Consider the following 15,088-nt stretch of genomic DNA (forward strand, 5'->3'; position numbering starts at 1 on the left):
ATCAGCTTAAATCCATAAAATCTGCGTAAAATAAACTTAGCGCCTTCGCGTCTTCGCGGCAAATTTATTCTCTCGCAGATTTAGCCGATTCAGCAGATTAATTTCATCTGTGACATCAGCTTAAATCCTTAAATCTGCGTGAAATAAAAACTTAGCGCCTTAGTGTCTTCGCGGCAACTTAATTCTCTCGCAGATTTAGCAGATTAATTGCATCTGTAAAATCAGCTTAAATCCATAAAATCTGCGTGAAATAAACTTAGTGCCTTCGCGTCTTCGCAGCAAATTTATAGCAGCTAAAAAAACTATTGCTTACTCAGCAGCATTGCTTTACTGCTTAGGTTTGTTTTTAGAAAATAGATTCCCGAAGCCTGTTCAGAAATCGAAATTGTGTTTCCTGATCCTTCTTTTATTTTGCTTCCTAAAACAGAATAAATTGTCCATTCTGATTCTTTTGATAAATGAAATGTTCCTGTGGACGGATTTGGATATACAATGATTTTGGCAGATGCTTCATTCGGGTTTTCAACGCCAAGATTACAGTTGTGTACGTCGAAAGTAACCTTTTTGGTAGTACTTCCATTAGAGTTAGTGACGGTTAGGGAAACTTCTCTTTCTCCTTCAGTTGAAAAAATAACGGAATGCGGCCCAATTCCTGTTGCTGCTGCAGGTTGTGCATCTGCACCAAAATTCCAGGCATAAGCATCAACGGTTCCTACCGAAACAGATGTAAAATGGACTGGATTATTGATACAGCCCATCTGCGGACTATACTCGAAATCGGCAATAGGAGCGGTGGTGCTTCCTGACAATACAAACTCCATTTTGTTGATGTTGGTATCATTTTCATCAAAATACAAAGTAATAACATGTGTACCTTGAGTTAAAGGAATATTAGGAATAGCAACGGTCTGCCAAGCCTGAAATCCTCCTGTGTTCGGTATATTGACAACGCCTGTAACATTTACGCCGTCAACTTCCAGATGCAGTTTTCTGGTATTATAAGGCGTCGCCGCTCTTAAATTAATAGTATAATTTCCTGTTGTATTTACTTTGGCAGTATATTTCAGCCATTCGTCTTTTGCTACATAAGCAAGATTGAAACCACCTTCATTACAAACTTCTGTTCCTACACCGTCTCCGGCTCTGTAAGCAGTATCTCCGCCGCCATTTTTGTCTAGAAAAGCACTAGGGCCGATATCATAATTTTCGGCTTCTATAATTCCTGGAATTTGAGCGATAATTCCTTGATAAGGTGCATTTTGCAGTGTAACAGCATTGTAGAAAGCAGTGTAAGTAATAGTACCGCTTGCAGGTGCTTTAAAAGTCTGGTTTGCAGCACCGCCTTGTCCCCAATGATCAAAATCGTATCGAATGTTGCCAACATATTGTGGTGTTGGTGCATTTAAGGTTTGTAAAGCAGCATTTGCTACAACTTGTTTTGTTGAAGGTGCCACAACCGGTTTTTGATTGAATTCCAGATTTAGAGGAACAGGCGAACTTGCAGCCGTAACATCGACTAAATTGGGTTTAATGTCAACAAAAGCAGTACCTGTAAGTCCGTTACTATCGGTTACTTTTACTGTAAATCGATACCAGACGTTTGGCGTTTTTTCACCTTGATTAGACGCTGTAAAATCACCCGATTTTACACCTTGCGGACTGCCTCCTGGATGCGAATGTCCGGCTCCCGGAATGTCTTCGTGAAAAAGATCAATACTCCACGAATAAGCACTTGCAGGTAAAGCTCCGTCTTCAACATCTGTCGCTGCTGCTTCATAATGAACTAAATCATCGGCATTCCATTTTAAAGTCGGAAGCGGCGAAATTATTGTTACAGTTGGCGCATTACTAAATGGAGTCACGGTTAAAGTCGCTACATTGCTGGTAACATTTCCAGCAGTATTGGTAACAATTACCTTGTAAGCGCCAGCGTTTGCATTGGTTACATTCGGAATAGTATAACTCGCTGCAGTTGCGCCATTGATGTTCACATTATTAAACTGCCATTGGTACGTTAATCCAGTGCCGCTTGCAGAAACGGTAAAAGTTACGGGTTTAGTTTCCATTATACTTTGAGAAACAGGATGATTGACAATTGTTGGCGCTGCCGTTTCAATATAATCGAGTTTGATTAAAGAACCATTATTTCCATAAGCGCAATAATAGATGTAACCATCGTTTCCAAGCATCATTCCGAGAGCATATTGCTGCGCCTGAGGAACAGTAAAGAAAGTTGTAGAAACAGGATCGGCGATATTAGGATCAAAAGATCGTATTTCGGTTCTCACGTAATCTTTAATGATAAATTTTCCCTGAAGATTTGGGTATCTTGATACTGTCGGATTGTATAGAACACCATTGGTTAAAGCATTTCCGATACTTCCTGTCGCGTAAGTAAAAATTGGGTTGGTAAACAGACTGGTTTCGGTTTGTTTTCCGTCACCTCCCTGCGGATGTCCCCACCCATAATTGCGTATCACGGGATTGCTGATTTCGTTTATTTCTTCCCAGGAAGTTCCTACATCCAAAACAAAAAGTTTGTTGGCCGCGACATTGGGAACCAATCTCCACGGATTTCTAAAACCGTACACCCAGATGCTTTGTCTTTGTACCGAACCGCTTCCGTAGAACGGATTTCCAGGTGCGGGCTGTCCGTCTTCGGTAACTCTTAAAATTTTACCTTTATAAGTGTCTAAATCCTGTGCGTTGGTATTTAACTGGCTGTCTCCAACGGTTATATACAAAAATCCGTTAAAGAATTTTAAGTCGCCTCCGTTATGAAAACCGCCTCCTATTGGCTCTAAAAGCAGGATTTCCTGTCTGCTGACTACTTGATTATTGTTGTCAATTTTTACTCTTTCGATTCTGTGTCGAACCACATTAGCGTTAGTAATCGAATAAAATACGTAAATATATCCGTTTGCAGCAAAATCAGGGTGAAGTGTTAAGCCAAGCAATCCCTGCTCATTATCGGTTACAGTTGTTACTGTAAAAACGGTTGAGACTGCGTTGTTTTGAAATACTTTTACGATGCCGCCTCTTTCTGCAATAAAAATTCTTCCGTCAGAAGATTGTTCTAACGAAAGTCCTTCTTTAATGACTGCCGTCGGCGCTAGATTTTGAGTAATGTACTGACTGTACGATTTTGCTGAAAGGGATAAAATAAAAACCAGAATTAAGGCACTTCGTAGTTTTTGAAAAACAAATAGTAGATTTTTTCTCATAATTATTCAAGATTAAATTGATTTGGGTAATCTAATTTAGTCTTTTTCTGTATAATATGTTAAAATCTAATGTTATATTTTTTTAGATAAAGGTCTGATTTTATGTAAGCTAGGCAGACACTGAGCTAAGGATATTTTTGTAAAGTTTTTGTTGTGTTAGATATGCGCTGTTTTGATTTCGGTAAATCAATAAAATAGAAACTATTTGCCTATTATTTCTTTTCTATGCAGCGTTCCCCAGTCTTTTAAAGCCATAATAACATTGATTAATGACAAGCTGTGTTCTGTTCTGGAATATTCTACTTTGGGAGGAAAAGTATCATATACCTTTCTACTCACCAGTTTATTGATCTCTAAATCTTTAAGTTCTTTAGAAAGCATTTTGTCTGTAATGCCGTTAATATCTTTAGAAATCTCTTTGAATCGTTTTGGACGGTCTGACAAAGCAATTAAAATGGGCAGTTTCCATCTGCCGCTTAAAATTTCTAAAGCATCTCTCACAGGCAATAGTGCAGCCATACATTCTTGCGGCTCACATTCTTTTGGATTTATTTCTAGTGTTTTTTCTTCTGTTTCCATAGCTGTTACTTACTATCCTCAATGATAGCGCTATCCTCAAGGATAGTACTATAAAAGAGATAGTAAATGTAAATAAGTTTGTATTGTAAAACAAATATAAAAATCATGAGCCAAAAAATTCTACGCATAATTACCAGTACAAATGGAGAAAATTCCTTTAGTAACCAATTGTCCAACGCAGTAATAGAAAAATTAACGGCGGGAAATTCTAATACAGAAGTACAGACACTTGACCTTACACAAACACCATTGCCATATTTAACGAATTCTCATATTAGTGCAGTTTATACTCCGGCAGAAGCCCATACACCAGAACAGGAAGCAGTTCTAAAACATTCTGATGACGCTATAAAAACACTGTTAGAATCGGATATTATTGTAATTGGCGTGCCATTGTATAATTTCGGAATCCCAGCGGTTTTAAAAGGATGGATCGATCAGATCGCAAGAGCAGGAAAGACTTTTAGTTATGCCGATGGAAGTCCGAAAGGGTTAGTGACCAACAAAAAAGTATATCTTTCTATTGCTTCTGGCGCGATATTCTCTGAAGGCCCTTATAAAAGCTACGATTTCTCGGAGTCGTATTTAAGAACTGTGTTCGGATTTTTAGGAATGACCGACGTGACGACTTTTCGTGTTGAAGGAACTGCAATTCCAGATTTTGCAGCAAACGCTTTACCAAAAGCTTTGTCTTCGGTTGAAGAATTTGCTTTTTAATAAAAAAAATAAATCCCAGTTTTAACGAACTGGGATTATTATTTTAGAAGATCTTATCATGTTTCTTTATTTCTCAATTATCATCGTTACGCCTTGACCTCCTGCGGCACAAATCGAAATAAATCCTTTTCCAGAACCTTTTTGGTTTAACAATTTCGCCATGACACCAATAATTCTGCCGCCAGTAGCAGCAAACGGATGCGCAGCGGCAAGACTGCTTCCTTTTACATTTAATTTGGTTCGGTCAATTGCGCCCAAAGGTTTTTTCAAACCAATTTCTGCACTTAGTTCCGGGCTTTCCCAAATTTTTAAAGTCGCCAAAGTCTGAGCTGCAAAAGCTTCGTGGATTTCATAAAAATCAAAATCCTGAAGCGTAAGTGCTGCTTTTTCTAACATTCTAGAAGCAGCAAATACAGGAGCTAATAAAAGATTGTGCTGGTTTTTTACATATTCGATCGCAGCAATTTCAGCAAATGTAATATACGCCAGAATCGGAAGTCCTTGTTCTTTTGCCCATTCTTCGCTTGCTAAAAGTATGCACGAAGCACCGTCTGTAAGCGGAGTAGAATTTCCGGCTGTTAAAGTTCCGTTTACTCTATCAAAAGCTGGTTTTAGGCTTGCTAATTTTTCGATTGTTGAGTCACGTCTTAAATTGTTGTCTTTTTCTAAACCGTTAAAAGGGGTAATCATATCATCAAAAAAGCCTTCGTCATATGCTTTAGCCATGTTTAAATGACTTTTTAATGCAAATGCATCTTGGTCTTCTCTTGAGATTTTATAATATTTAGCTGTAATTTCGGTATGACCGCCCATAGAAAGTCCCGTTTGCGATTCTTCATTTTTAGGAACCAAAGGCGATAAATCTTTTGGACGAAGTTTTAGAAATGTTTTGATTTTGCCGCCTAATGATTTTGCTTGTCTTGCTTCTAAGAGAACTTTTCTCAGTTTTTCGCTCACTGCAATCGGCATATCGCTTATAGAATCTACACCTCCGGCAATTCCAGATTCTATTTGTCCCAAGGCAATTTTATTGGCGATGTAAATGGCACTTTCGATACCGGTATCGCAGGCCTGCTGCAGATCGCAGGCTGGAGTAGCTGGATCCAAACTGGTCTTCATCACACATTCTCGAATCAAATTATTGTCATAAGTATGTTTTATTACAGCACCGCCGGCAACTTCACCTAATAGCTTTCCTTTCAAATCATACTTGTTAATAAGCCCGTTAAGCGCTGCGGTCATCATTTCCTGATTTCCAACGGATGCATAAGCGGTATTGGCACGCGCAAACGGAATTCTATTATAACCTACAATGGCAACTTTTCTAATGGTATTTGATTTCATATCCAGAAATTATTAAGTGAATTTGTTTTGAATTTTGGAAGTATAAAGATAAAAATAGAATCGGTTAATCAACTTAATGTAGATTAATATTATAAAGAAATAACTTAAATAACACTGCTGTTTTAGAAATTTTAGGGGTTAATAGATTATAATTGTTAGATTTATTTAGAATGAATAAAAATAATTTGGAAAACCGAATATTTGAATTTACTTTTGCGCAGCAATTTAAAATCAAACCAAAATGAAAATAATTTTTAATAAGAGCGTTTACTTTTTTGCTCTTTTTTTGTGTTCTCTGAATATGATGGCACAGGAATTTGGAAAAGTAGCAGGAAAAATTTCTTTGAGCGGTAATACTGCTGCAGAAAATATTTCTGTAACTTTAAAAGGAACCAAATATTCGGATGTCACTACTGCTTCGGGACAATATGAAATTACAAGGGTAAAACCGGGTAATTATATTATTGTTGTTAGTGCGGTAGGTATTGCTCCAGTTGAAGCGAATATTGTAGTAACGGCAAAACAAACTACAACTAAAAACTTCTCATTAAACGAAAGTCAGGAAGATCTTCAAGAAGTTGTCATTACCAAAAATAAATACAAGCAGGATAAACCGTCAATGTCTTTACGTTTACAGACGCCAGTTCTTGAAATTCCACAGAACGTTCAAATTGTAAGCGGGCAGACTTTAAAAGATCAGCAGATTACGAGCATGAGCGACGGGGTTATTCGTAACGTGAGTGGAGCTGTACGTTTGGAGCACTGGGGAGATCTTTATACCAATATTACGATGAGAGGCTCACAGATTCAGGCTTTTAGAAATGGTTTCAACGTAGTTTCTTCTTTCTGGGGACCATTAACAGAAGATATGAGTTTTGTAGATCACATCGAATTTGTAAAAGGACCTGCAGGATTTATGCTTTCTAGCGGGGATCCAAGCGGATTGTACAATGTGGTGACTAAAAAACCGACAGGAGTTACCAAAGGCGAGGTGAGTGCTATGGTAGGAAGTTATGATTTCTACAGAGTGAGTTTGGATCTTGACGGGAAGTTAGATAAAAAAGGAAAATTATTATACCGTTTTAACGGAGCTGCACAAAAGAAAGGTTCATTCCGTCCTTATGAACATAACGACCGCTATGTAATTGCGCCAGTAATTTCATACCAATTTGATGACAAAACAAAATTGACATTTGAGTACAATTTTCAATATGCAAATATGACAGAGGTGGGTTCTTACTATGTTTTCGGACCAGAAGCTGGCGGATATGCAGCTTTGCCTCGTAACTTTACAATGACAGCACCTGGATTACCAGATACTAACATCCAGGATCACAGCGGTTATTTACAATTCGAACATAAATTTGATGACAATTGGAAATTAACAGCACAAACTTCTTATTTCAAATACATTCAGCAAGGATACAGCTCTTGGCCTGGTGTTGTTGGTCCTGGACCAGCTGACAGAAATTATGACGGGATTCCTGAAGGAAATCTTGCTTATGGTGAAATCATTAGAAACGTAGGTATTTGGGATGCAGATAGTAATATGTTTTTAGGACAGATTTTTGTGAATGGTAAATTCAATACAGGTCCTATTTCTCATAAAGTATTAGGGGGAGTAGATTTGGGAGATAAAGACTATAAGGCAGATTGGGGACAATCTCATGATTTGGATACGGTTGATAATCCGTTTAATGTTTACAATCCAAATTATGGTACTCCATCAAACGGATTCCCGCAGTTTGATCACGAAACGCCTTTAAGCCAAAGAGCAGGAGGAATTTATGGCTCACAGTATGCAGCTGGATATCTGCAGGATGAAATTGGTTTTTTTCAAAATAAATTAAGATTGACCCTTGCTGCAAGATATACATGGATTAGCCAGACTAGCGCTTATGATGTGCCTCAAGAAGACAGCCACATTACACCTCGAGCAGGCTTAAGTTTTTCTATTACTGATGATCTTGCCGTTTATGGGCTATATGATCAAGCCTTTACACCTCAATCTGGAATTACTCAAAATGGAGATCCTATAAAACCGCTTACAGGTAATAACATTGAATTTGGTATCAAAAAAGACTGGTTTGACGGCTCATGGAACACTACTTTGTCTGCTTACAGAATTATAAAGAAAAATGAGCTTACTGCCGATCCAACAAATGGACCGAATGATATCTATAAAGTTATCTTGGGAGAAAAAAGGGCAGAAGGTTTGGAGTTTGATGTTAGAGGAAAACTTTTTGACGGTCTTAATTTAATTGCCAACTATGCTTTTACAGAATCTATTGTAACAGAATCAAGATTAGCTACTATTGCTGTTGGAAGCACAGTTCCGGGATATGCTAAACATACTGCCAATGCATGGTTAAACTATACAGTTCAAGCTGGAAAAGTAAAAGGTTTGGGAGCTTCTATCGGAGGAACTTTCCTTGCAGGGCGCCAGACAGATACGTGGAGTGTTGGTCTTCAAAGACTTCCTGATTATTTCAGATTGGATGGAGGTTTGTCTTATGAAATCGGAAAAGTAAAAGTGACTGCAAACGTATTTAATATTTTAGATAAATATCTATACAGCGGTTCTTACTACTCTTGGCTTCAAGCTTACTACTGGCAGGCAGAAGCAGGTACAAACTTTAGAGTTGGTGTATCTTATAAATTCTAATCGGGTTTGTTTTAGTTGAAAAAATACAAATCACGCGAAAGGGCTAAGATTCTAAGGTTCTGAGATTCTAAGATTTTAGTTGTTGTTTTTATGAATTACCTCCAGTTTTAACTGGAGGTAAAAAATAAGATTAAAAAGGCTTTAGCCAAACGGAGAGTTTGACTAAAGCCTTTTCTGTTTTCTATTGTATTTTCAAATTATAGTTTTAAACTTTCAATTGATAAAACCATCTTTCTTTTACAAAGAAGGATCTGCTTAATCTGCTAAAATCACTTTAAATCTGTAAAATCTCTGGCAAAAAAAGCTATCCTTTCTTAATCAAAGGAATCAGTTTTGTTCCAATCAATTCGATAGCATTCATTAATTGTTTGTGAGTCAAACCTGCATTATCCATTTGAAACGTGAAACGGTCAACGCCTCCAAGAGCTTCACTGTGGCGAAGAATTTTTTCGGCTGCACGTTCTGGACTTCCGACAATCAAAACACCCAGATCATCAATCAAGCCGTCAAATTTACCTCGCGTTACAGGCGGCCATCCTCGTTCGTATCCTAATTTTGTCCATAATTCGGCATAACCCGGATAATAATCGGCAACAGCACTTTCGGTTGAAGTTCCGACATAGCCTGGAGAATGCAGTCCAACTTTTAATTCGTCAGGCGAAAAACCCGCTGCTTTTCCAGCTTCTCGGTACAAATCGATCAAAGGTTTAAAATGATGTGTTTGTCCGCCAATTACAGCGACCATTAAAGGTAAGCCAAGTCTTCCGGCCCTTACAAAAGATTCTGGAGTACCGCCGACACCAAGCCAAATCGGCATTTTTTCTTGTAAAGCTCTTGGATAAACAGGGAGATTGTCCAAAGCTGGGCGAAATTTCCCTTCCCAAGTTACAAATTCATTGTCACGAATCTGCAGGAGTAATTCTAATTTTTCGCTGAAAAGCTTATCGTAATCTCTAAGATCGTATCCAAAAAGGGGATATGCTTCAATGGCAGAACCACGTCCAGCTACAATTTCGGCTCTTCCTTTAGAAATCAAATCCAAAGTAGCAAAGCTTTGATAAACGCGCACAGGATCTGCCGCACTCAAAACCGAAACAGCACTCGCCAATCGTATATTTTTTGTTCTTGCCGCAGCCGCACTCAAAATGACAGCCGTAGCAGAATCCAGAAATTCTTTTTTATGATGCTCGCCAATCCCAAAAACATCAAGACCAGCCTGATCCGCAAATTCAATTCTTTGCAGTAACTGTTCCATTGCATCAACACTGCTCAAAGTATTATTATCGCCATACATCGCCGACGCAAAGCTGTCTATTCCTATTTCCATAAAATTTTCAATTTTTTAAATTCCAAATCCCAAATCCTAAATCCCAAATCCTAAATCCTAAATCCCAAATCCTAAATCCCAAATCCTAAATCCCAAATTCCAATCCTAAATCCCAAATTTCAAATTCCAAATTCCAAATCCCAATTTTCAATCTAAAATCTACATTCTAAAATCTACATTCTAAAATCTAAAATCTACATTCTAAAATCTAAAATCACTAATGCGAGAACCCAAAAGAAATACTCGTAATAATAATCATAATAACGATTAAGGTAATGCCCACGTAGAGATAATCTTTCTCTAATAAAAACGAAAACAGCGAAAGTATCACCCTTAAAACAGGCGTTAAGAACAAGAAAATAATTCCTGTAAAGATCAACGATTCACCGTTACCTTGAATGGCTCCGTGGTAAACCGCTGCAATAACTTCAAATATATTTCGGTCATTTTCTTTGAAGACAGAATAGTCTTCAATCTGGTTTCCGTTGTGCAGTAAATAAACGATGCCGCCGATAAAAGCTACGGATAACGAGATCCAAACGCCGTAACGCAATAAGTTTCCTATGATTGTTTGGAAATCTTTTTCTCCAAATTTTTCTCCTTGTACCATCTTAGATTTTTCCATTAAGTCCGTTATAAATCATGTTTACTGCCAAGACAAAAATCAGGCAGGCAAAAAAGATTCTTAATTTTTTCGGATTTGTTCTTACTAATATTTTAGCTCCTGCCATAGCCCCGAACAGCACGCCAATTACAACCGGCATACAAATTCCAGGTTCGATATATCCTTTTTGAATATAAATTACCGAACTCGCCATTGCGGTAACTCCCATCATAAAATTACTGGTTGTGGTAGAAACCTTAAACGGAACCCGCATAATGTTGTCCATTGCGATTACTTTAAAAGCACCAGAACCGATACCCAGAAGTCCCGACATCATTCCAGCAACGCCCATCATACTGAAACCGCCAATCACATTTTTGGTTCCGTAGCGAACCACTTCGCCGTCGTGAGTTGGATACGTTCCTTCTAATTTTAATTTTTTCGCAAGCGGACTCGATTCTAAAACAATATGTTCTTCTTTTTTTCGCAATGAATTAATAGCTGAAAAAATCAACGTTAAACCGAATAAAACGGCTATAAATGAAGTAGGAGCAACGGTAGAAAGCAGCGCACCGCAAACGGCTCCGATAGTAGTAGCGATTTCGAGAAAAATTCCCATTCTCATGTTCGTGATTCCTTCTTTTACATAAGCTGCCGCAGAGCCTGAAGAAGTCGCAATAACCGAAACCAAAGCGGCTCCAATTGCGTAATGAATATCGACACCAAGAATAATCGTTAAAAGCGGAATAATAATAATTCCACCGCCTAATCCTGATAATGAACCAATAAAACCCGCCAAAAAAGCGCCAAGAATCATGATCAGAGTAAATGTAAGTATTGTCATTAAGATATGTTTTTGTAATTGCTAATTTACGAATACATATCTGTTCTGAGAAAAATTAGGGGCTTAATAAAAGCTTAAAAATTTTTTAGTGGTCAAGTTTTTAGTGTTCAGTTTTCAGGGATTTAGTAATCAGTGTTTAGGGATTTAGTGTTCAGTGTTTAGGAATTTAGTGTTTTAGTTTTCAGTTTTTGTTCATACTTATATATTATAAAAAGTAATTACTGATCACTAATTGAATACAGCATATTAAAAAACTGACCACTAACAACTGCTCACTAAACTTTAAGTCTCAACTTAATAGGAGAGTACCCAAAAATCCTTTTAAAAGCGATACTAAAATTAGAAACGCTTTGATAGCCGGAAAGCTGGCTGATTTCTTGTATCGAAAGAGAAGTATCTGTTAGATAACGTTTGGCTTTGTTCATCCTGATTTCCTGCAGGTAACCGAAAACAGTGTCTCCAAAAATAATTTTAAATCCTTCTTTAAGTTTGGTTTGGTTGACACCGACTTTTCGGGCCAGCTCTACAATCGTATGCGGATTATCAATGTTTTCTCTAATCAGCTGTGCGGCAAATTTGATCTTTTCTATATCAGTGCGCGCGAGTCTTACAGCTTCTTTTTCATGATCCAAACTGTGATGGCTTAACGCAATCAGCTCATAGATCTTAGATTCTAAATAAATTTTTCGGGTCAGACCTTTATAAAAACAGTTTTTGATATCCTGGATAACGCCGTATATTTTGGCTCCAATTTTAATTTCGCCTTTGGCTAAAGTATTACTTGTATTTTTTTGAATATTATTTAGAAACTGATCCATTACCTTAGATTCGCCTTCGTATTTGCTTAAAATTTCCAGCGGCAGGTGCACATCAAAAGTATTATAGGTAATGTCTTTTTTGAAATCTATTTTCGCCCGATTGTCTTCAGCAGAAAGGAAAGTAATATTTCCAGACATGGGAGCTGCAAAATCTTTGATAGAACTCGGGTGAATGTAGCCTATTTTCTGATCTGAAAGGTTAAAATGCATTTCTAAAAGCGATGATTCTCCTTTGCCCGAAATGGCAACATCGTCGTGTAATTGGTAATTGCCCTGCAGAATGGACAAATCCTCTGTTATTGAATGCTCGTGAAATAAAATAGCGCCTTTTGGCGTAATGAATTTAATGTCTTTTTCGCCGTCTATTGCTATTGGCGGTAATCCGCTGCTTATGGTATTATCGGGTTCCAGGAAATCCGCAAAATCATCTGAGTCAATTTTAAATGCCATTTCTTAAACTTCTATATTCATAATTAAAACTTCCACTTTCATAAATGCATCCTTCAGTATTCAAATACTTTTGCACTTGCAAATATAATTTATAATAAGTTTAAATAAAAACAAAGTTGGTGCTTAAATTAAACCTTATTTTGATGTTTCTGGCTGGAATTTTTTTCTCTAATGCTTGTCCTGTTAAGATCAAAATTGATGATAATCTCAAAAATCCATTATCCAATATTACAATTTTGGCAGACGGTAAAAAAGCAGGAGTAAGCAATAATTTGGGAGTTTTAGAATTTTCTCTCGAATCTGGAATTCACAATATCGAGTTGGTAAATCCCGATGGAATAAAACAAAAACAGACTGTCTCAGTTGACTGCAATGCAGAGAATTATTTCGAATTTACTTTTGAAAATAATGCAAAAAATACCGCTGACTTAAAAGAAGTTTTGGTTCAGAATAAAACCCTTAAAACTCAAATCGAAGAATCTCCTTTTTCGGTTCAGGTAATCGATCTTAAAAAACAATATGATAAAGCGGGAGACGTTGGTGATTTTCTAAATCGTGCTTCGGGAGTCAAACTAAGAACAAATGGAAACGTAGGTTCTCAGGTTCAGATCAATCTGGGCGGACTTCAGGGGAAAGCCATTCGTATTTTTAAAGATGGTATTCCGATTGAATTGTTCGGGCACGGATTCAGCCTCGGAACGATTCCAGTAAACATGCTCGACAGGGTCGAAATATATAAAGGTGTAATGCCGGTCTATCTGGCTTCTGATGCTCTTGGCGGCGGGGTAAATTTAGTAACTCGAACTTCTAATAAAAAGTTTGCCGAGGTATCTTATGAGATCGCTTCTTTCAACACCCATCGTGCAACAGCGAATCTTTATCTTCAAAACAAAAATAATTTTTACGGCGGTTTTAATGGTTCTCTTAATTTTTCTGATAACGATTATAAGGTAACCGTGCCAATTCAGAACGCTACCAGCGAAGAGTTAAAAACGGTGAGACGTTTTCATGATATGGTACGATCTAATTATGCAGAGGCTTTTGTGGGTATCAAAGAAAAATCCTGGGCAGATGATCTTCGTTTGACCTTAATTTATTCTGATTTCTACAAACAGATTCAGAATGATGCGCAGATGGTAAATGTTTACGGACAGGCGTTCTCAAAAGAACAGAACTATACAGGAATGATTAATTACAAAAAGAAATTTTTTGATGATAAATTAAAGGTAAGTTTTTTAACCAACTACAGTCATTTTAATACCCGATTTGTAGATAAAGCAACTGTTCGTTACAATTGGAATGGTGATATTATTGCTAAAGGTTTACAGGCGGGCGAAATACGAGCGGGTAATTTTCAGAAACTCAGATACGATCTTGCTTCTTCGAGATTGAATATGGAATACCAATTGTCTGATCGTAATTTTTTAGAATTCAGTGAGCTTTTCCAATACCAGAGAAGAAAAGGAAGTGATCCTCTAGGGGCAATTTCTCCAATTGACGGTGTTGATGTCATGACAATTCCGGCAACGTACAGAAAAGACAATATGGCGCTGGCGTGGCGTTCTCTGTGGTTCGATACCAAATTAGAAAGCATTGTGGCAGGAAAATACTATCATTACAATACCGACGGATATACGACCGATAATTACGGAGCTGCTTGGAAATCATCAAAAGACGACAGCCAGTTTGGCTATTTGGCAGGATTAAAATGGGCAGAGCAAAACTATCTTGTTAAGTTTTCTTATGAGTATGCAACGCGTCTTCCCGATGAATCTGAGATTTTTGGCGATGCTGTTATGATCAGAGAAAATCTGGATCTTAAACCAGAAAAAAGCCAAAATTTAAACTTAAATGCTGAATATGCTATTGTTAAAGAAAACAGTAATCTGACCTTTTCGGGTGGTTTGTTTTACAGAAATGCAAAAGACGGAATTTTTCTGCAGTACGATATTCCATTCAGCAGATACATCAATTATGAGCAGACCGAAATAAAAGGTTTTGAGTTTGAAACCAATTATACGCCTGTAAAATGGCTGAATACCGGATTCAACGTGACGTATCAGGATATCAGAAGGGTAGGAATTCAAGAAGCGACTTTTAGATATTTAAATGATTCGAGAGTCCCTAATATTCCGTTTTTGTTTGGGAATTTCTGGGCCAACACCTATTTCAAAAATCTGTTTAAAGATGGTGATGCTCTAAACTTTACGTGGAATGCCAACTATACCCACAGATTTTTTCTGGTGGCAATTCCAAAAAATCAGGAACCATCTTTGTTTGGTCCTGTAAAAGATTTCCAGACCTCGCTGATTATTCCAAAAGACGGCAGAACAGGACAGTTTTCTAATGATATCGGGGTTTACTATCATTTTGCATCTCATAAAACCACCGTTTCTGCAGAATGCAGGAATATTGGAGATGTACAGTTGTATGACAACTTTAATGTACAGAGACCCAGAAGATCGTTTCACCTCAAAGTAGTATATAATTTTTTTTAAATCAAACCATAAATCAGA

At 37.4% G+C, this 15,088-nt stretch carries 10 protein-coding genes; 3 read left to right on the forward strand and 7 right to left on the reverse strand.

The genetic code is table 11. From position 1 onward, the window contains the following. Positions 1-302: 302 nt before the first annotated feature. A complete protein-coding gene (locus C4F50_RS04910) occupies positions 303-3,224 on the reverse strand; it encodes a PQQ-dependent sugar dehydrogenase (protein WP_193845299.1) in 2,922 nt (973 codons plus the stop codon). A gap of 201 nt (positions 3,225-3,425) precedes the next feature. After that, positions 3,426-3,803, reverse strand: a complete 378-nt coding sequence (locus tag C4F50_RS04915) for a winged helix-turn-helix transcriptional regulator (RefSeq protein WP_193845300.1) — start codon at positions 3,801-3,803, stop codon at positions 3,426-3,428. Positions 3,804-3,908: 105 nt separating this feature from the next. Between C4F50_RS04915 and C4F50_RS04920 the strand changes: the two genes are divergently transcribed. Then, entirely contained in the window at positions 3,909-4,520 is a 612-nt protein-coding gene (locus C4F50_RS04920; protein ID WP_193845301.1) for an FMN-dependent NADH-azoreductase, read from the forward strand. 66 nt (positions 4,521-4,586) lie between these two features. Here C4F50_RS04920 and C4F50_RS04925 read toward each other — a convergent pair whose 3' ends face one another. Then, a complete protein-coding gene (locus C4F50_RS04925) occupies positions 4,587-5,864 on the reverse strand; it encodes an acetyl-CoA C-acetyltransferase (protein ID WP_193845302.1) in 1,278 nt (425 codons plus the stop codon). Positions 5,865-6,105: 241 nt separating this feature from the next. On the opposite strand from C4F50_RS04925, the gene C4F50_RS04930 reads away from it, so the two are divergent. Beyond that, positions 6,106-8,529 carry a TonB-dependent receptor gene (locus C4F50_RS04930; RefSeq protein WP_193845303.1) on the forward strand — a complete coding sequence of 808 codons (2,424 nt, stop codon included), beginning with the start codon at positions 6,106-6,108 and terminating at the stop codon, positions 8,527-8,529. A 304-nt stretch (positions 8,530-8,833) separates the two neighbouring features. Here the strand turns inward: C4F50_RS04930 and C4F50_RS04935 are convergent, their stop codons facing one another. From C4F50_RS04935 to C4F50_RS04950, 4 genes are all read right to left on the reverse strand, one after another. Beyond that, positions 8,834-9,856 carry an LLM class flavin-dependent oxidoreductase gene (locus C4F50_RS04935; RefSeq protein WP_193845304.1) on the reverse strand — a complete coding sequence of 341 codons (1,023 nt, stop codon included), beginning with the start codon at positions 9,854-9,856 and terminating at the stop codon, positions 8,834-8,836. Between the two features lie 217 nt (positions 9,857-10,073). Further along, on the reverse strand, positions 10,074-10,481 hold the full coding sequence (locus C4F50_RS04940) for a DUF1634 domain-containing protein (RefSeq protein ID WP_193845305.1): 408 nt from the start codon (positions 10,479-10,481) through the stop codon (positions 10,074-10,076). Continuing rightward, positions 10,468-11,304 carry a sulfite exporter TauE/SafE family protein gene (locus C4F50_RS04945; protein ID WP_193845306.1) on the reverse strand — a complete coding sequence of 279 codons (837 nt, stop codon included), beginning with the start codon at positions 11,302-11,304 and terminating at the stop codon, positions 10,468-10,470. Before C4F50_RS04945 ends, C4F50_RS04940 begins: the two co-directional genes overlap by 14 nt. 275 nt (positions 11,305-11,579) lie before the next feature. Then, on the reverse strand, positions 11,580-12,572 hold the full coding sequence (locus C4F50_RS04950) for a helix-turn-helix transcriptional regulator (RefSeq protein ID WP_193845307.1): 993 nt from the start codon (positions 12,570-12,572) through the stop codon (positions 11,580-11,582). A gap of 119 nt (positions 12,573-12,691) precedes the next feature. On the opposite strand from C4F50_RS04950, the gene C4F50_RS04955 reads away from it, so the two are divergent. Next, positions 12,692-15,070 (forward strand): TonB-dependent receptor, encoded by a 2,379-nt coding sequence (locus tag C4F50_RS04955; protein WP_348536974.1) that lies wholly within the window; start codon positions 12,692-12,694, stop codon positions 15,068-15,070. The last annotated feature ends 18 nt before the right edge of the window (positions 15,071-15,088 follow it).

It is taken from the genome of Flavobacterium hungaricum (assembly GCF_015182285.1).
Taxonomy (GTDB): Bacteria; Bacteroidota; Bacteroidia; order Flavobacteriales; family Flavobacteriaceae; genus Flavobacterium; species Flavobacterium hungaricum.

Coding starts and splice junctions, on each gene's coding strand:
- C4F50_RS04925 (WP_193845302.1), bottom strand. CDS start 5,864: ATGAAATCAAATACCATTAGAAAAGTTGCCATTGTAGGTTATAATAGA.
- C4F50_RS04930 (WP_193845303.1), top strand. CDS start 6,106: ATGAAAATAATTTTTAATAAGAGCGTTTACTTTTTTGCTCTTTTTTTG.
- C4F50_RS04920 (WP_193845301.1), top strand. CDS start 3,909: ATGAGCCAAAAAATTCTACGCATAATTACCAGTACAAATGGAGAAAAT.
- C4F50_RS04935 (WP_193845304.1), bottom strand. CDS start 9,856: ATGGAAATAGGAATAGACAGCTTTGCGTCGGCGATGTATGGCGATAAT.
- C4F50_RS04950 (WP_193845307.1), bottom strand. CDS start 12,572: ATGGCATTTAAAATTGACTCAGATGATTTTGCGGATTTCCTGGAACCC.
- C4F50_RS04945 (WP_193845306.1), bottom strand. CDS start 11,304: ATGACAATACTTACATTTACTCTGATCATGATTCTTGGCGCTTTTTTG.
- C4F50_RS04915 (WP_193845300.1), bottom strand. CDS start 3,803: ATGGAAACAGAAGAAAAAACACTAGAAATAAATCCAAAAGAATGTGAG.
- C4F50_RS04910 (WP_193845299.1), bottom strand. CDS start 3,224: ATGAGAAAAAATCTACTATTTGTTTTTCAAAAACTACGAAGTGCCTTA.
- C4F50_RS04940 (WP_193845305.1), bottom strand. CDS start 10,481: ATGGAAAAATCTAAGATGGTACAAGGAGAAAAATTTGGAGAAAAAGAT.